At 53.7% G+C, this 17,606-nt stretch carries 18 protein-coding genes; 12 read left to right on the plus strand and 6 right to left on the minus strand.

Annotated elements, in window-relative coordinates; genetic code table 11:
* Positions 1-236: 236 nt before the first annotated feature.
* The gene (gene hemQ, locus JCR24_RS07925; protein WP_238980430.1) at positions 237-983 is read right to left on the minus strand and encodes a hydrogen peroxide-dependent heme synthase; all 747 of its coding nucleotides are present in this window, start codon (positions 981-983) and stop codon (positions 237-239) included.
* A 254-nt stretch (positions 984-1,237) separates the two neighbouring features.
* Between hemQ and pta the strand changes: the two genes are divergently transcribed.
* Together pta and lipL are read left to right on the plus strand one after the other, a co-directional pair.
* Positions 1,238-2,218 carry a phosphate acetyltransferase gene (gene pta, locus JCR24_RS07930; RefSeq protein WP_015376084.1) on the plus strand — a complete coding sequence of 327 codons (981 nt, stop codon included), beginning with the start codon at positions 1,238-1,240 and terminating at the stop codon, positions 2,216-2,218.
* A gap of 199 nt (positions 2,219-2,417) precedes the next feature.
* Positions 2,418-3,269 carry an octanoyl-[GcvH]:protein N-octanoyltransferase gene (gene lipL / locus JCR24_RS07935; protein WP_238980431.1) on the plus strand — a complete coding sequence of 284 codons (852 nt, stop codon included), beginning with the start codon at positions 2,418-2,420 and terminating at the stop codon, positions 3,267-3,269.
* 139 nt (positions 3,270-3,408) lie between these two features.
* On the opposite strand, the gene JCR24_RS07940 is transcribed toward lipL, so the two are convergent.
* The gene (locus JCR24_RS07940) at positions 3,409-4,062 is read right to left on the minus strand and encodes an RsfA family transcriptional regulator (protein ID WP_014196985.1); all 654 of its coding nucleotides are present in this window, start codon (positions 4,060-4,062) and stop codon (positions 3,409-3,411) included.
* 175 nt (positions 4,063-4,237) lie between these two features.
* On the opposite strand from JCR24_RS07940, the gene JCR24_RS07945 reads away from it, so the two are divergent.
* The 3 genes from JCR24_RS07945 to JCR24_RS07955 all read left to right on the plus strand — a co-directional run bounded on the left by JCR24_RS07945 (position 4,238) and on the right by JCR24_RS07955 (position 6,440).
* On the plus strand, positions 4,238-4,465 hold the full coding sequence (locus JCR24_RS07945; RefSeq protein WP_011232879.1) for a YuzB family protein: 228 nt from the start codon (positions 4,238-4,240) through the stop codon (positions 4,463-4,465).
* A gap of 144 nt (positions 4,466-4,609) precedes the next feature.
* Positions 4,610-5,908, plus strand: coding sequence for an HD domain-containing protein (locus tag JCR24_RS07950; protein WP_095860278.1), 1,299 nt, complete (start codon positions 4,610-4,612; stop codon positions 5,906-5,908).
* Positions 5,909-5,921: 13 nt separating this feature from the next.
* A complete protein-coding gene (locus JCR24_RS07955) occupies positions 5,922-6,440 on the plus strand; it encodes a YwgA family protein (RefSeq protein ID WP_015376081.1) in 519 nt (172 codons plus the stop codon).
* Positions 6,441-6,530: 90 nt separating this feature from the next.
* On the opposite strand, the gene JCR24_RS07960 is transcribed toward JCR24_RS07955, so the two are convergent.
* Entirely contained in the window at positions 6,531-7,832 is a 1,302-nt protein-coding gene (locus JCR24_RS07960; RefSeq protein ID WP_238980432.1) for an NCS2 family permease, read from the minus strand.
* A gap of 100 nt (positions 7,833-7,932) precedes the next feature.
* Entirely contained in the window at positions 7,933-8,121 is a 189-nt protein-coding gene (locus JCR24_RS07965) for a 2-hydroxymuconate tautomerase (protein WP_238980446.1), read from the minus strand.
* A 131-nt stretch (positions 8,122-8,252) separates the two neighbouring features.
* Here JCR24_RS07965 and JCR24_RS07970 point away from each other — a divergent pair, with 131 nt between their 5' ends.
* Together JCR24_RS07970 and JCR24_RS07975 are read left to right on the plus strand one after the other, a co-directional pair.
* Entirely contained in the window at positions 8,253-8,921 is a 669-nt protein-coding gene (locus JCR24_RS07970) for a site-2 protease family protein (RefSeq protein WP_238980433.1), read from the plus strand.
* 17 nt (positions 8,922-8,938) lie between these two features.
* Positions 8,939-9,454 (plus strand): YwhD family protein, encoded by a 516-nt coding sequence (locus JCR24_RS07975; RefSeq protein ID WP_063330595.1) that lies wholly within the window; start codon positions 8,939-8,941, stop codon positions 9,452-9,454.
* A gap of 131 nt (positions 9,455-9,585) precedes the next feature.
* Here JCR24_RS07975 and JCR24_RS07980 read toward each other — a convergent pair whose 3' ends face one another.
* Positions 9,586-11,631: a transglycosylase domain-containing protein gene (locus JCR24_RS07980; protein WP_238980434.1), complete on the minus strand. Its 2,046-nt coding sequence runs from the start codon at positions 11,629-11,631 to the stop codon at positions 9,586-9,588.
* A 257-nt stretch (positions 11,632-11,888) separates the two neighbouring features.
* On the opposite strand from JCR24_RS07980, the gene speE reads away from it, so the two are divergent.
* The 5 genes from speE (at position 11,889) to JCR24_RS08005 (ending at position 16,197) form a co-directional block, all read left to right on the plus strand.
* Positions 11,889-12,716: a polyamine aminopropyltransferase gene (gene speE, locus JCR24_RS07985; protein WP_238980435.1), complete on the plus strand. Its 828-nt coding sequence runs from the start codon at positions 11,889-11,891 to the stop codon at positions 12,714-12,716.
* Positions 12,717-12,729: 13 nt separating this feature from the next.
* A complete protein-coding gene (gene speB / locus JCR24_RS07990; protein ID WP_238980436.1) occupies positions 12,730-13,605 on the plus strand; it encodes an agmatinase in 876 nt (291 codons plus the stop codon).
* A 240-nt stretch (positions 13,606-13,845) separates the two neighbouring features.
* The gene (locus tag JCR24_RS07995; protein WP_011232869.1) at positions 13,846-14,277 is read left to right on the plus strand and encodes a YwiB family protein; all 432 of its coding nucleotides are present in this window, start codon (positions 13,846-13,848) and stop codon (positions 14,275-14,277) included.
* Between the two features lie 4 nt (positions 14,278-14,281).
* Positions 14,282-15,955, plus strand: a complete 1,674-nt coding sequence (argS, locus tag JCR24_RS08000; protein WP_238980437.1) for an arginine--tRNA ligase — start codon at positions 14,282-14,284, stop codon at positions 15,953-15,955.
* A 74-nt stretch (positions 15,956-16,029) separates the two neighbouring features.
* Entirely contained in the window at positions 16,030-16,197 is a 168-nt protein-coding gene (locus tag JCR24_RS08005) for a XapX domain-containing protein (RefSeq protein ID WP_013146634.1), read from the plus strand.
* A gap of 129 nt (positions 16,198-16,326) precedes the next feature.
* On the opposite strand, the gene cls is transcribed toward JCR24_RS08005, so the two are convergent.
* Positions 16,327-17,517: a cardiolipin synthase gene (gene cls / locus JCR24_RS08010; RefSeq protein WP_238980438.1), complete on the minus strand. Its 1,191-nt coding sequence runs from the start codon at positions 17,515-17,517 to the stop codon at positions 16,327-16,329.
* Positions 17,518-17,606 lie beyond the last annotated feature (89 nt).

Consider the following 17,606-nt stretch of genomic DNA (forward strand, 5'->3'; position numbering starts at 1 on the left):
CGGAGGAATTTCTGATTTATATGTATGGGGCAGTTGGGCTGGATATGACAGAAACAGGGGAGGTTGACCAAAAAGGGAAACCCGTTGCGCAAGAAAGACCCGTAACATGATGTGCAAAGGGATGACGGCGGAAGAAATCGCTCGTTTGGCTGACCTTTCAGGGGGAGGAGCTCGCCGGTTGCTTGAAGAACAGGAAAATAAGCGAAGGGGCCCTGCCGCGTTTGGGCCCCTCTTTTTTATACATGGAAGAACGAAGGAACTTTTTCCACCGACAAGCGAGTGCCGACGAAAAATGAACCAAACTCGCCAAAGCGGGCGCTCACTTCATCAAAGCGCATTTCATAGACGAGCTTTTTGAACTGGAGTGCATCATCTGAAAACAAGGTGACGCCCCATTCAAAATCATCCAAGCCGACGGAGCCGGTGATGATTTGCGTCACTTTGCCGGCGTATTTTCGGCCGGTCATGCCGTGGGCGCGCATGAGTTCGCGCCGCTGTTCCATCGACAACATGTACCAGTTGTCGTTGCCTTGGCGCCGCTTGTCCATCGGATAGAAGCAAATGTAGTTCGTTTTCGGCAAAATTGGATACAAACGGCGGCGCACCTCTGGAATTTGGTACGGATCTTCGCTGCCGGACGCCAAGTAGTTGCTCAACTCCACGACTGAAACGTACGAATACGCAGGTAATAAATAGTCGGCGAGTTTCGTTTTGTTAAGCGCTGTTTCGATTTCATGCAGCTCATCCAGCGTCGGCCGCAAAATCATGAACAAAATATCGGCTTTTTGCCCGACGATCGTGTAGACGGCATGGCTTCCTTGCTTCTCGCTTTCCGTCGTCTCCCATTGGTCGACAAGCGCTAAAAACTCACTGATCGCTGCCTCGCGCTCTTCGTTTGGAAGTATTTTCCACGCGCTCCAGTCGATCGTGCGGAAATCGTGCAAACAATACCAACCGTCCAACGTTTGGGCCGCTTCGCTCATCATCGTCACTCCTTATCAACAAATTGTACAGTATCACTATATCACAGTTTGCCCAAAAAAGCGGCTATCAGCGCATCAAAGTGGAAGTAGACTGAATTGTGGCAAAAGGTGAATTATTTGTTGTAAAGGCTTACCTGCGTTGCGTTTCTGGCGAGAAGCGGTATGCTTAATAGTGGAAATGGCTTGTGGATGCCGAAATGAGCCGGGCGTGCCTTAACCGGGGCAGGCTGGCCTAGCATAAGGAGGATTGGATCGTGACAACCGATTTATTTACGGCATTAAAAGCGAAAGTAACCGATACGGGTCGAAAAATCGTGTTTCCGGAGGGAACCGATGACCGCATCTTAACGGCGGCGAGCCGTTTGGCGACGGAGCAAGTGCTTCAGCCGATCGTCCTTGGCGATGAGCAAGCGATAAGGGTGAAAGCAGCTGCGCTTGGCTTGCCGCTTGAAGGGGTGGAGATTGTCAACCCGCGCCGCTACGGCGGGTTTGATGAGCTGGTTTCGGCGTTTGTGGAGCGGCGCAAAGGGAAAGTGACAGAAGAAACGGCGCGCGAGTTGCTTTTCGATGAAAACTATTTCGGTACGATGCTCGTTTATACGGGAGCGGCCGACGGCCTCGTCAGCGGGGCGGCACATTCGACGGCGGATACGGTCCGACCAGCCTTGCAAATCATTAAAACGAAGCCAGGCGTTGGCAAAACGTCCGGCGTGTTCATCATGGTGCGCGGCGACGAAAAATATGTGTTTGCCGATTGCGCCATCAACATTGCTCCTAACAGTCATGATTTGGCTGAAATCGCGGTCGAGAGCGCCCGGACGGCCAAAATGTTCGGCCTTAAGCCGCGCGTAGCGCTGTTAAGCTTTTCCACGAAAGGGTCGGCCTCGTCGCCGGAGACGGAAAAAGTCGTTGAGGCGGTGCGGTTGGCGAAAGAAATGGCGCCGGATCTGATCCTTGACGGTGAGTTTCAATTTGACGCCGCGTTTGTGCCAGAGGTGGCGAAAAAGAAAGCGCCGGACTCGGTCATTCAAGGGGACGCAAATGTCTTTATTTTCCCGAGCCTTGAGGCGGGCAACATCGGCTACAAAATCGCCCAGCGCCTTGGCGGCTTTGAAGCGGTCGGCCCGATTTTGCAAGGGCTGAACAAGCCGGTGAACGACCTATCGCGCGGCTGCAGCGCCGAAGACGCCTACAAGCTCGCGCTCATCACCGCGGCGCAGTCGCTTGGGGAGTAAAGAGGCGGCGAACTGAGCAAGAGGAGTCGGAACCGGTTCGTTTTGCCAAAGAATGGGCGATCTCTTGTTTCATGCATGGATTCGTGTCAAAGAAGGCGGCTGGCTGCTGTTTAGCCGCTTTCTTTTTTAATGGCCGTAATCGTTCCAGTTTGATGTGGTATAATGAGAGCGGAACGTTCAACGTAAGGGGTTTGCTGCGATGAGCCATGAATTGCTGCGGCAGCCGAAATGGCGGGTCATCGACCAGTCGCATTTCGGTCCGCTGTTTGATGCGAAACAATCGTTTGCCATCGATGATGCATTATGCACCGCGGTTGGTGCGGGACAGTCGGATGCGGTCGTCCGCACATGGGTGCATGACGACACCATCGTGTTGGGTATTGCGGATACAAAACTTCCCCATTTCCACGAAGCGGTTTCGTTTTTGCATAAGGAAGGATACCGCGTCGTCGTCCGCAATTCCGGCGGGCTGGCCGTTGTCCTTGACAGCGGGGTGTTGAATATTTCGCTCATTTTTCCGGAAACGAAAAACACGATTGCCATCGAGCAAGGGTATGAGGCGATGTACGCGCTCATGGCCGCCATGCTTGCCTCATACGGCGCCCGCGTTGAGGCGGGGGAAGTGGTTGGTTCCTATTGCCCTGGGAGTTATGATTTGAGCATAGGAGGCAAAAAATTTGCCGGCATTTCGCAGCGACGGGTGCGCGGCGGCGTTGCCGTGCAAATCTACCTTTGCGTCAACGGGAGTGGAGCCGCGCGGGCTGAGCTTATTCGCCGCTTTTATGAGCTCGGCCGCCAAGGAGAGAAAACGAAATTCGCCTACCCCGATGTTGTCCCAGCTGTCATGGCGTCGCTGTCTGAGCTTCTCGGCTGCGAGTTGTCGATCGATGAGCTGCTTGTCGCCCTTTGGCGCACGCTGCAGTCGTTTGGCGGCGAGCTATATTCGTCTGCCCTCGAGAACGGCGAATGGAATTGGTATGAGCAGTATTGGGCGCGCATCGTCGAGCGGAATGAAACGGCGCTCAAGGGCGAGCTCCTAGCAGGAGAATAAGGGGGCGGTCCGCCCAGCAGCAAGAGCCTGCGTTCATCGCCTGACGCCGCCGGCAGGCAAAAAGGATGCTCCGTGTCTCGGCCGCACCGGAGAGAGTGCGATCAAGGCGCAGCCATGGACAGGGCATCCTTAATTTTATTTACTCCGCGATTTTTTCCAAGTTGCCGTTCGGGTCCATGCGGAAGGTCAGTCCCCGCTCTTCTTCCTCTTTTAACACCATTTTGCGCGCTCGGTTGATGATTTTCACGAGCGTCTCAAAATCTTCTTGGACGGTCGACGAATTTTCTTCTAATTTCGCAACCTTTTCTTCAAGTTCTTTATTTTTTTGCTTTAGTTCGTCAATTTCGCGGCGCAGCCGCTCGTTTTCTTTGATCAGCGCCTCCCGTTTCCGCTCATGGGATTGGAACGTTTTTAAAAAAGCGATCACTTGATCCAGCGTCACTTGTTGCGGCGGAGAGGATGGGACGACAGCTGGCAGCTGCATCACATCGCCCAACTCCTCCAATGACGGCATCGGTGGTTCATACAGGCGCCGCTTTTTCGCGCCGCCTTGTTTGGCCAGCAGCCGCAGCCGCTCTTTTCGCTGCTTTTTCGCCAGCTGCAGCGCTTCTTCGTACTGATGGCGGACGACGGCATTCCAGCGAAAGCCACAGGCGGCCGATGTCCGATTTAGCTTGTCGCCGACTTCTTCAAAGGCGTTCAGCTGGGTGCTCCCTTCACGCACATGGCGCAATACGGTCTCTGCCAACAATAAATCGTCTTCTTCCGTCCAAGCGTCTTGCCGTTGTTTCATTGTTCTCCACTCCTTTTTCCCATGCTAGTAAAAGGGTGGACCAAAAGGAAAAAAATTATACGTTGCAAGTTTATGGGATTGGCAAATTACAAGGGTGAAAGCATGCCAACTTGCAATTTTCCGGCAAAAGCGGTAGAATACACAAAGCAAACGCTGCGGAAAGGGATGACGAGTGATGGCGAATGAGTTTCGCGTTTGCGACGACTGCAAGGCGCCGAATTTAAAAACATTGATTCCGCGCTTGAAAAAGCTTGATCCGGATGCGGTCATCAAAATCGGCTGCCAGTCGTATTGCGGCCCAGGGCGGAAAAAGACGTTTGCCTTCGTCAACAACCGTCCGGTGGCGGCGCTGACGGAAGACGAACTGATTGATAAAATTGCCGAAAGGTTGAAAAAGCGATAACCGATCACCTTCTTTGCCGAAAGAAGGTGATTTTTTGTTTTTTCCGTCAATAATGGAGAAAGACGGAGAAAAAAGTCAACTATTTCTTTGCCAAAAGAAACGGCGTATAATAGATGTATGTTGGAGACGGAAGAGGAGGATGCGATGTATTCCGGCGGGCAGCTTGACGAAGAAAAAGTGTTTAAAGATCCGGTGCACCGATATATACATGTTCGCGACAAAGTGATTTGGGATTTGATCGGCACAAAAGAATTTCAGCGCCTGCGCCGCATCAAGCAGCTCGGCACGACATATTTGACGTTTCACGGCGCCGAGCACAGCCGGTTTAACCATTCGCTCGGCGTTTACGAAATCATCCGCCGCATCATTGACGACGTGTTTGTCGGCCGCGATCATTGGGATCATAGCGAGCGCCTTCTTTGCCTATGCGCGGCACTCTTGCACGATTTAGGGCACGGCCCGTTTTCCCATTCATTTGAAAAGGTGTTTCGCCTCGACCACGAAGATTTTACACAGGCCATCATTTTAGGCGATACAGAAGTGAACGCCGCCTTGCGCGAAGTGGGCGACGATTTTCCGCAAAAAGTGGCGGAAGTGATCGCCAAAACGTACCCGAACAAGCTTGTGGTGAGCCTCATTTCGAGCCAAATTGACGCCGACCGGATGGATTATTTGCTGCGCGATGCGTACTACACCGGCGTCAGCTACGGCTATTTTGACATGGAGCGCATTTTGCGCGTCATGCGCCCGCGCGAAGACCAAGTCGTCATCAAACGAAGCGGCATGCATGCGGTCGAGGATTACATTATGAGCCGCTACCAAATGTATTGGCAAGTGTATTTCCATCCTGTGACGCGCAGTGCGGAAGTCATTTTGACGAAAATTTTGCATCGGGCGAAAAAGCTGTACGAGGACGGGTATACGTTTGCGACGAAGCCAACCCATTTTTTATCGTTTTTTGCCGGCCATGTAACGCTCGGCGACTATTTGGCGCTCGATGAAGCGATCATCCTGTTTTACTTCCAGCAATGGCAATATGAGCGAGATCCGATTTTAAGCGATTTGTGCCGGCGGTTTGTCCACCGCCGCCTGTTCAAATATACGGAGTTCCATCCGACGAACGAGCAAATGGCGAAGCTGATCGAGCTGACCGGCTTGTTCAAAAAGGCCGGGATCGATCCAGACTATTACTTGGTCGTCGATTCATCGTCCGACTTGCCGTACGATTTTTACCGGCCGGGCGAGGAAGGCGAGCGCCTGCCGATTTATTTGTTGATGCCAAACGGGGAGCTGCGCGAGCTGTCGCGCGAATCGGTGTTGGTTGACGCCATTTCCGGCAAGCGGCGCACCGACCATAAGCTCTATTTCCCCGCTGATTTCCTGGAAGACTTGTCGACGAAGCGGACAGTGAAGAAAAAGATTATGGAAATTTTAAAGGGTTAGGAGATGACGGAGAGTGCTCACAGAGCATGCGAAAGTGATGAAGGCGTTGGCGGCCGCCGGGGAAATAGCGGGCCGCAAAAAGCTGCAAAAAATGATTTACATCGCCAAAAAGCTCGACTTTCCGTTTTATGAGAAGTTCGACTTCCACTTTTACGGCCCGTATTCGGAAGAGTTGACGTGCCGCATCGAAGAGCTGTGCGCGCTCGGCTTTTTGCATGAAGTGAAAGAGAAAAAGAGCGGCTATGTGCAATACCGCTATACACTGACCGAAGCGGGCGAACAGTTTTTGCGCCATTACGACTGGGAGATGCCGGGCCTTGCCGAATGCATGCAGGCGATGAACGGACAAAACGCACGCTTTTTGGAGCTTGTCTCCACGGTGCTCTATTTTGAACATTTGTCAAAAGATGAGGTAAAAGAGAAAATCGCTGTCGTAAAAAGCAAGCAGCGCTATACGGAGGACGAGATCGAAGAGGCGTATGCGTATATTGAGGCGCTGCGGAGCCGTTGCAACAAGGGCGCTTGTGTGTAGGGAAGATGAAAAACACTGTTTCAACACACCATCAGCTGGCCATAGACGAAAAGGTGTCCCATTGTTTCCGGGACACCTTCTTCTTTTGGATTAATGCGGCAAAAACGCCAGCTGCAAAAAGAACAGCACGGCAAGCACGTACAGCAGCAACGGCACATCGCGCCAGCGGCCGCGGGCGATTTTTAAGAGCGGGTACGAGATGAAGCCGAGCGCGATGCCGGTCGCGATGCTGGACGTGAGCGGCATGCTTAAGATGATGAGAAAGGCTGGGAACGCTTCGTCCAGTTCGCGCCAATTGATATGGGCGATGTTGCTGATCATCAAGCTGCCGACGACAATGAGCGCCGGGGCGGTGATGGCAGAAAGCCCGGCGACGGCGCCGACAAGCGGGCTGAAAAAGGCGGCTGCGATGAACAAGACGGCGACCGTGAGCGCGGTCAAGCCGGTGCGGCCGCCGGCGGCGACGCCGGTTGACGACTCGATGTACGCCGATGTCGGGCTCGTGCCGAACATGGCGCCGATCGTGGTCGCGACGGAGTCGGCCAAGAGCGCCTCGCGGGCGCGCGGCAGTGTGTTTCCTTTCATCAGTCCCGCTTGCTGGGCGACGCCGATCATCGTGCCGGTCGTGTCAAAGAGCGTGACAAGCAAAAAGGAAAAGACGACAGCGTACAAGCTGTGGCTGATGACATCGCCAACGGCCGTCAATGGATTGGCGGCGACAAGCCCTTCCGGCAGCGACGGCAGCGAGACGATACCTTTGTCAAAGTGAAGCTGCCCGGTCGCGTAGGCGATGACGCCGGTCGCGACCATGCCGTAAAAGAGCGCGCCGTTGACGCCGCGCATCATGAAAACGAGCGTCACCGCCAGGCCGATGAGCGTCAACACGGCCGACGGGGCATGCAAGTTGCCAAGCGCGACCAAATTTTGCGGATGGGCTTGGATAATTCCGGTCAGCCGCAGGCCGATAAAGGCGATAAACAGCCCGATGCCGGCGGTGATGCCGTGTTTTAAGCTGTCGGGGATCACTTCGATCAGCTTGCTGCGGAGCGGGGTGAGCGACAGCAACAAAAACAGCAATCCCGCGACAAACACAGCGGAAAACGCGGTTTCGTACGAAATGCCGCCGTGCGAGCCGACGACGGAATAGGCAAAATACGCGTTCAGCCCCATGCCGGGGGCAATGGCGATCGGATAGTTGGCAAAGATGGCCATCCATAGCGTGCCGACGACGGTCGCGATGACGGTGGCGGTGAACGCCTGTTCAAACGGGACGCCGGCGTCTGATAAGATGACCGGATTGACGACGATGATGTACACCATGGTGAAAAAGGTCGTCAGGCCAGCGAGAACCTCTGTTTTGCGATTGCTGGCACGGTGTGGAAGACGAATCATAGGCAACCTCCTAAAGGCGAACAATATGAAAGACAACTATAATAATATTCGTTTTTATTTCAAAAAGCAACGGGGACGCCCGATGGCGTCCCCCTGTTTGTTACTCCGCGTCGCTCAGCCGTTTTCCAGCGATGGCGTAATGGTCTTTCGTCATTTCCTCGATGAACACAACAACGGTCTCTTTTTTTGCTCCTGTCGTTTCTACAACGGCGTCGGTCACTTTTTCCACCAGCGCTTTCTTTTGCTCGTCCGTGCGGCCGGCGAGCATTTTGATCGTGACATACGGCATCATCATTCCCCCATTTCCTTGTCGAGTGCTGTCGCGCTTATTATACCATGGAACGGTGAAGTTCAGTCCACTTTTGGCGGTAAATCATGTATACTAAGGATAGTGAATACAGGGGAAAAGGAGTTAATCAAGTGGAACACATTTTGCCGTATTCGTTAAGCGAAATTCCGTACGTGCTGTTGACGCTGGCGCTGGCGTTTTCCGTGCATGAGTTCGCTCATGCATACGTCGCCTACAAGTTCGGCGATCCGACGGCGAAAAACGAGGGACGGCTGACATTGTCACCGTTTGCCCATTTGGATTTGCTTGGCACCCTGCTGATTTTTCTCGCTGGGTTTGGCTGGGCGCGCCCGGTGCCGGTCAATCGCTTTTATTTCAAAAATCCGCGCCTTGCCGGCATTCTCGTCTCGGTTGCCGGACCGCTGAGCAACCTCGTGCTTGCCGCGCTTGGATTTGTCATTTGGTACGCCATGATCGATTTCGGCATCATGCGGGCGCTGCCGGATTGGTTTGCGGCCGGGTTTGATCTGTTTTTCCAAATTTTTATCAGCTTGAACGCCGTCTTGTTTGTGTTTAATTTATTGCCGTTTCCGCCGCTTGATGGGTATCGTATTATTGAAGACTTGGCCCCGGATGGGCTGCGGGCGAAAATGACGCAGTGGGAAACGTACGGGGCGCTCATTTTCCTTGTTCTCGTGCTGACGCCGCTCGATCGCTATACGATTGAGCCGGTGTTTCAAGTGGCGCTGCCGTTTGTGCTTGAGAACTTGCAGTCACTTGTGGCCAGCTTGTTTATGTAGGAAGGAGGAACAAGCGGATGGAGCAAAAAAAGAAAAAAAACATCGGCTTTAATATCATCAAAGACGACCCGACCGACGGGCACCGCGGCTTTGGCGCCGGGGCGTTGAGCCTAGAAAACGTGTCGCCGGTCATCATTGACGTCGAAGCGGGTGAAGCGTTCGTTGATATGGGGGCGATGCATGCCCGCAGCTCTGTTGAGCGCGGCATCAAGTTTTTGCCGGATCGCTCCGCCGTGCCAAACGGCAAGCCGTATTGGATCGTCTGGGTGACGATCGAGCGCCGCGAGGACGGTCCGTATTACGCCGGGGTGACGGCGTGCGAAATGACGATCGACCGTGAGGCGCGCCGCGGTTATAAGTTATTGCCGGAACATGTGAACCGGCTCGATAAATCGCTGAAACGGCATATCATCGTCGATCATATGGACGCTAAGTCGAAGCGGGTGCTCGCCGACTTTTTGAAAGGCCACGACATCGGGATGTGGAACCGCTCGAGCGATGAACTGAAAAAAGGACTCGAAGGCGAATTGTGACGGTTTTGTGAACATGTTTGCCTAAGGGCTTGTTCTTATCTGGAAAAAAGGATAAACTAAATCTACATGTATAACACAGGAAAACTAGGACAAGAAAATCCCCTGCGGGCAAACGCAGGGGATTTTCTTGTTTAAAACCATGGAAACCATTTCTCGAACCAGCTTTTTCCGTCTTCTTTTTTCTTCTTCTCCTCTTTTACATGATCGGTGCAATAGTCAACCGGTTCTGTGCCAGCGATATAATACGTTTTCCGCTTCACTGGGCACGAATCGGTCGCCAGCTTGCCGTTTTGCGGGTCGATGTAGACGCCGATGACGCCTTTGGTCGGCTTGAACGATTTTTTCGGCTCGCCGGCGAGGCTTTTCTCCATAAAGCGGATCCATATTTGTTTCGCGTATTGCTTTTCGTCAAAGCGGCTCATCGTTTCGCCGCGGTCGTAGCCGGTCCAGACGCCGGCGACCAACTGCGGGGCGAAGCCGATCATCCAGCTGTCCGTTTTCGTCGTCCCGGACTTGCCGGCGTACGGGCGCGTCATTTCATCGGCGATCGATTGCCCGGTGACGGTCGTATAGCCGTTAAGCTTTGGGTCGAACATTCCGGTCATTAAATGGGTCGTCACAAACGCTGCGTCGCGGTCGAGCACTTGCCGGCTCTCCGGCTTATGTTCATACAGCACGTTTCCGTTCGCGTCGACGACTTTTTTAATGAACACCGGGTCCGTTTTTTTGCCGTAGTTGGCGAGCGTGCTGTATGCGGCGACCATGTCGATCATTTTCACCGGCGATGTGCCAAGGGCGAGTGACGGCACGGCCTTCAACCGGCTCGTAATGCCGAGTTTTTTCGCTGTCTCAATGAGTTTATCCGCGCCGATAAACTGCAGTGTTTTGACGGCGAAAACGTTGTCGGAGACCGCGAGCGCCTGGGCAAGGGTAATCGGTCCGTCCGCGTAATAGTCGTTGTAGTTATGCGGCGTATACGTCGCCCGGCCCCCGTCAAACGTAAAGGTGGTCAGTTCGCTGCGCAGTTGCGTCGACGGGGTGAATCCTTGCTCGATCGCCGCGTAATACAAAAACGGTTTAAACGTCGACCCCGGCTGGCGTTCCGCTTGCACAGCGCGGTTGAACGGGCTTTCTTCGTAGTTGCGTCCGCCGATGAGCGCCTTTACTTCCCCTGTGCGCGGATCCATGGCCACCAATGCCGCCTGGATGGCAGAATGGGGACTGATGACTTGCTTAACTTGTTCTTCGGCGATTCGCTGCAGGCGTCGGTCGAGCGTTGTGTAGACGCGCAGCCCCCCGAGCTCAATCGTCCGCTCATCAAGGCCAAGCTTCGTGCGCAGCTGCTGTTTCACAACATCTTGGAAATACGGGGCCACAGGCTGCTCTCGTTCGCGGTGGCGGATGTAAACGAGCTTGTCACGGTACGCCCGCTCCGCTTCTTCGCGGCTGATGTAGCCGGCTTCCACCATGGAGGTGAGCACGATTTTTTGCCGCGCTTTTGCCCGCGCCTCGTTGACAAGCGGCGAGTAGTAATACGGCCCTTTCGGAATGCCGGCGAGCATCGCCGCCTCGCTCAGCGTCAGTTCGCTCGCGTGCTTGCCGAAATAATAGCGCGCTGCTGCCTCGATGCCGTAGGCGCCATGGCCGTAGTAAATCGTATTTAAATAGCCTTCTAAAATTTTTTCTTTGCTGTAATTGGCTTCAAGGCGGATCGTGTACAGCGCTTCCTGGATTTTTCGCGACCACGTTTTCTCATGTGTTAAAAACAAGTTGCGTGCATATTGCTGGGTGATCGTGCTCGCTCCTTGCACTTTGTCCATGGCCTCGAGATTGGCGAGCACCGCGCCGGCGATCCGTTTCAAGTCAAATCCGTGGTGTTCGTAAAACTTTCGGTCCTCAACGGCAATCGTCGCCTCGATGACGTGCGGGGAAATGTCACCGAGATGAACCCAGTACCGCTTTTGTCCATGGTCGCTTTCCCCGATTTTGCGGCCGTCGTCCGCATAAAAAATCGTCGTCTGCGGCACGGCGACCGGCGGGGCGCCTTCGATTTTCGCGAACAACACAAAGCTCCCGAGAGCGGTGAAGGCAAAGATGGCGAGAAAAAAGCCGATAAAGACGGCGGCGCGCACATATTTCCACGTGCCGCGAAAACGGCTGCCCGGGATCGGTTCCATTGCGCATCACCTCAACGGTTTTGGCGTTGTTTTAGACATGCGGGCGGACGCCCGGCTGAATGCGCCGCCTTGCTTTTGTCAAGGCTTCGCCAGCGAGGTTTTCCGCTTTTTCTTACCAGTATGAAAAAAAATTTTTTATTTTAAACTTGTTCCTCTTGCATTTTTGCTAGATTGCTCTATACTTTTTCATGTTTAGTTTTTCGTTGGCTAAGGAAAACTTGTATAGTAAGCAACGCTCGGAGAAAGGATGTTACCGAATGGAACTTTGGTTTACCGAAAAGCAAACGGAGCATTTTGGCATCACCGCACGCATCATCCGCACTTTACATACAGAACAGACGCCGTTCCAAAAACTTGATATGGTCGAAACGGCGGAGTTTGGCAACATGCTCATTCTAGACGGCATGGTGATGACGACGCAAAAAGACGAGTTCGTCTATCATGAAATGGTCGCCCACGTGCCGTTGTTCACCCACCCCAATCCGGAAAACGTGCTTGTCGTCGGCGGCGGCGACGGCGGCGTCATTCGTGAAGTGCTGAAGCACCCAAGCGTCAAAAAAGCGACGCTTGTGGAAATCGACGGCAAAGTGATCGAGTGCTCGAAAAAATACTTGCCGGAAATTGCCGGAAAACTCGACGATCCGCGCGTCGAAGTGAAAGTCGATGACGGGTTTATGCATATCGCCAAAAGCGAAAACGAGTATGACGTCATTATGGTTGACTCAACCGAACCGGTCGGCCCGGCGGTCAACTTGTTCACAAAAGGGTTTTATGCCGGCATCGCCAACGCGTTGAAGGAAGACGGCATTTTCGTCGCCCAAACGGACAATCCGTGGTTTAAAGCAGACTTGATCCGCAACGTCTACCGCGATGTGAAAGAAATTTTCCCGATCACCCGTTTGTATACGGCGAACATTCCGACGTATCCGAGCGGGCTCTGGACGTTTACGCTCGGCTCGAAACAATACGACCCGCTCGCTGTGAGCGACGACCGGTTCCATGACATTGAGACGAAATATTACACGAAAGAATTGCACAAAGCGTGTTTCGTCTTGCCAAAATTTGTCGCGGATTTAACGAAGTAAGGGGGCGCAGGCGATGCGATTTGATGAAGCCTATTCGGGCAACGTGTTTATCGGCAGCCATCCGAATTTTGAAGAAAGCGAAGCCGTCATTTACGGGATGCCGATGGACTGGACGGTCAGCTACCGGCCCGGTTCGCGGTTCGGCCCGGCCCGCATCCGCGAAGTGTCAATCGGGCTTGAGGAGTACAGCCCATATTTGGACCGCGAACTCAAAGACATCCGCTACTTTGACGCTGGAGACATTCCGCTGCCGTTTGGCAATGCGGCCCGCAGTTTAGAGCTGATTGAGCAGTTCGTGAAAAAGGTGCTTGACGCCGGCAAGTTTCCGCTCGGCCTCGGCGGCGAACATCTCGTCTCTTGGCCGGTCATCAAAGCGGTGTACGACTATTACCCGGATTTGGCCGTCATTCACATGGACGCCCATACCGACTTGCGCGAACATTACGAAGGCGAGCCGCTGTCGCACGCGACGCCAATCCGCAAAGTCGCTGACTTGATCGGCCCGACGAATGTCTTTTCGTTCGGCATCCGTTCCGGGATGAAAGAGGAGTTTGAGTGGGCGAAAGAAAACGGTATGTACATCGCCAAGTTTGAGGTGCTTGAACCGCTCCGCTCCGTGTTGCCGAAGCTCGCTGGCCGTCCGGTGTATGTGACGATTGACATCGATGTGCTTGATCCCGCTCATGCCCCAGGCACTGGGACGGTCGATGCCGGCGGCATTACGTCAAAAGAGCTGCTAGCCGCGATCCATGAGATCGCCCGCTCCGACGTCCGCGTTGTCGGCGCCGATTTGGTGGAAGTCGCGCCGATTTACGACCACTCGGAACAAACGGCCAATACGGCGAGCAAGCTTGTGCGGGAAATGCTGCTTGGCTGGGTGGCGAAGTGAAAAATGAGAAAAAGCGCCTAAATCGCAAGTTTGCGAGGGCGCTTTTTTCTTTGGTGGGACAAAAGATGCAGGAATATGAGCGTACGTTTTATTTAAGGAAAAACAACCTTTTGGGTCAGCCCCTTTTTTTGCCCACTGGAGCGGAAATCTGCCATCGGGTTTGTCCCCTCTTGAATGGAGCGAAACAGTTCATTATACTATGAATTATGACTGTTTGTTCGCAAAGGTGTGTTCATCGATATGAAGGAAACAAACGGCATCCCGGCGCGCCTCCGCCAAGTGGCTGTCATTCGCGACGGTCCGCGCCAAGAGACGGTTGTGCTTGAGGCGGATGGCACGTATTACATAAAAGGGGAAACCGTTTATTTGCAGTTTGCCGAAGAAAACGAACTCGGGCGGGTGAACAACATTGTGAAAATCGCGCCTGACGAGGTGACCGTCCTTCGTTCCGGAGCGGTCGAGATGCGGCAAACGTTCCGCCGCCGCCAAGAAACATCGGGCCATTATGGGACAGCGTTTGGACGATGGGCGCTGGCGGCCAAAACGAGCTCCATGGAGTTTCACTATGATGAGCAGCGGAAAAAGGGGCGGCTCTTTCTTTCCTATGAACTGATGCTAGGCGATGAGCGAAGCGGGCGCCATACGTTGACGTTGACATTTAAGGGGGTATAAGCCGATGAACATTGTCGGACAAATCAAGGAAAAGATGAAAGAAGAAATCCGCCAGGCGGCGGTAAGAGCAGGGCTGGCTTCGGCCGACGAGCTGCCGGATGTGCTGCTTGAGGTGCCGCGCGACAAGGCGCATGGCGACTACTCGACGAACATCGCCATGCAGCTCGCCCGCATCGCGAAAAAACCGCCGCGGGCGATCGCTGAGGCCATTGTTGGGCAGTTCGACCGTGAGCGGGTGTCGGTTGAGCGCATCGAGGTAGCAGGGCCAGGATTTATTAACTTTTATATGGACAACCGCTATTTGACAGCCGTTGTGCCGGCGATTTTGCAGGCGGGACAAGCGTATGGCGAATCGAACGTCGGCAACGGGGAAAAAGTGCAAGTCGAGTTCGTCTCGGCCAATCCAACCGGAGACTTGCATTTAGGCCATGCCCGCGGCGCGGCGGTCGGCGATTCGCTTTGCAACATTTTGGCGAAAGCCGGTTTTGACGTGACGCGCGAATACTACATTAACGACGCCGGCAAGCAAATTTACAACTTGGCGAAATCGGTCGAAGCCCGTTATTTTCAGGCGCTCGGTGTCGATATGCCGTTGCCGGAGGACGGCTATTACGGCGACGATATCGTCGAAATCGGCAAAAAGCTTGCCGAAGAGTACGGCGACCGGTTTGTCGAAATGGAGGAAGAGGAGAGGCTTGCCTTTTTCCGCGACTATGGGCTCCGCTATGAGCTTGAAAAAATCAAAAAAGACTTGGCCGACTTCCGTGTGCCGTTTGACGTCTGGTATTCGGAAACATCGCTCTATGAAAGCGGAAAAATCGACGAGGCGCTTTCCACTTTGCGCGAGCGCGGCTACATTTACGAGCAGGACGGGGCGACATGGTTCCGTTCGACGGCGTTTGGGGACGACAAAGACCGCGTCTTAATTAAGCAGGACGGCACATATACGTACTTGCTTCCGGACATCGCCTACCATCAAGACAAGCTGCGGCGCGGGTTCAAAAAGCTCATCAACATTTGGGGAGCGGACCACCACGGCTACATTCCGCGCATGAAGGCGGCGATCGCTGCGCTCGGTTATGATCCGGAGGCGCTTGAAGTGGAAATCATTCAAATGGTGAACCTATACCAAAACGGTGAGCGCGTCAAAATGAGCAAGCGCACCGGCAAGGCGGTGACGATGCGCGAGCTCATGGAAGAAGTCGGCGTCGATGCCGTCCGCTATTTCTTTGCGATGCGCTCGGGCGATACGCATTTGGATTTTGACATGGACTTGGCCGTGTCGCAGTCGAATGAAAACCCGGTTTACTACGTCCAATACGCGCACGCCCGCGTCTCAAGCATTCTCCGCCAGGCGGAAGAGCAAAATGTGTCGTACGAAGGCGACCTCGCTTTGCATCATTTAGCGGAGACGGAAAAAGAAATCGAGCTGCTCAAAGTGCTCGGCGATTTCCCTGACGTCGTCGCCGAGGCGGCGCTCAAGCGGATGCCGCATCGCGTCACCGCCTATGCATTCGATTTGGCTTCCGCGCTCCATAGCTTTTATAACGCGGAAAAAGTGCTTGATCTGGACAACATCGAAAAAACGAAAGCCCGCCTCGCGCTTGTCAAGGCGGTGCAAATTACGCTGCAAAATGCGTTAGCGCTCATTGGCGTTTCAGCGCCGGAACAAATGTAAACGAACGAGGGGGAGCGACTGCTCCCTCTTTTGTTTGGGCATTCTAAAGAAAAACAGTGGTGGAGGATCAACAAATGAAAGAAGTTGTACTATCGCTCATCACCGGCATCGTTGTCGGCTTTTTGTTCACCTTGCTTCGGTTGCCGATTCCTGCTCCCCCGGCGTTGGCCGGCATCGCCGGCATCGTCGGGGTGTATCTCGGCATGCGGTTGTTTCAATGGTTCACGGTGTTTTGGAAGTAAGCACTTGCATGATCAAACGGGGAACAAAACCCGGTTGGCGCAATTTTGGCAGCATCAAGCCGCCGGAAGCGCCGGCCGGGTTTTTTTGCTTCTTCTGTTGCTTGGGAGGGAAATGGAACTTCAGACCGGTCAAAGCCAGGCGGAGATGAGCTGGGAAATCGACTGTTTGCCGCGGTCAAGAAGCGAACGTTTTTGCCAAAAGTCGACCGTCAGCGGCTCGGCGCGCAACAAATCACGCTCGATCGCCCGTTTGACGAGACGGGTAAACGCGCGGTCAAACACATAGCAGTTGATTTCGCCGTTCAAAAACAAGCTGCGCCGATCGAAATTGGCTGTGCCGACGTTGCACCACTCCTCATCGATGACGAGCGTTTTGGCATGGTAAAATCCTTGGTAAAAGCGGTAAATGCGCGCGCCGGCTTTCAAGAGTCGATAAAAGTACGGATAGGCAGCCTCTTTGACAAATAAATGGTCCGCCTTCAGCGGCACAAGGACGGTCACACGCACCCCGCGCCGAAGCGCTTGCATCAGCTCGTTAAACAGCGGCCGGCTTGGGATGAAGTATGGGCTGCCGATCATAATTTCTTTTTTCGCCTGGCGGATGACCTCGATAAACTGTTCTTCAAGGGCAGTGCCGTTGGTGGCGACGAGCTGATGGCGAATGGCGCCGGCCGGAAGCGGCGGGAAGTAGCGATGTTTGTCAGGCACCGTCCGGTCCGTTGCTTCTTCCCAGTCGTGCAAAAACTGTTCTTGCAAGTCGTGAACCCCTTCGCCGTTCACTTTTAAGTGGTAATCACGCCATTCGCCGAAGTTGGCGTCTTTTCCGTTGTATTCGCGGCCGATGTTAAAGCCGCCGATGTAGCCGACCCGCCCGTCGATGACCGTAATTTTCCGATGGTTGCGGCGGTTGAGGCGGTAAATGAAAAACGGAAAGCGCGGCTTTCGGGCATAGGCGAACTCCACCCCGCTTTCCTCGAGCGAACGGATGAGCGCTTTCGGCAGTCCAAAGCTGCCGACCCAATCGGTCAACACTCGCACTTTCACGCCGGCAGCTGCTTTTTCCTTTAAAATCTGGAAAAATGGCGCGCTCGTTTCGTCATTTTTTATAATGTAAAACAAGACGTGAATATGATCGCGGGCGCGGCCTAGTTCAGCGAAGTAATCAGAAAATAAATGCCTGCCGTTGATATAGAGGGAAATATCGCTTCTCCGCTCCGGGTAGACGACTTTTTTGCGCCCATTGCGGAAGATGAACTGTCCAAGCTTGTCATCAAGATAAACGAGCAACAATACGATGGCAATGACGGAAATGACGACCATATCTTCTCCTCCTATGTCGATTCGGTATTTATTAATGTGCCCGAGAACGCGCAAAACGTTTCAAATTGCATCTACCGTGAACATACCCA

Source organism: Geobacillus sp. YHL (assembly GCF_022341265.1).
Taxonomy (GTDB): domain Bacteria; phylum Bacillota; class Bacilli; order Bacillales; family Anoxybacillaceae; genus Geobacillus; species Geobacillus thermoleovorans.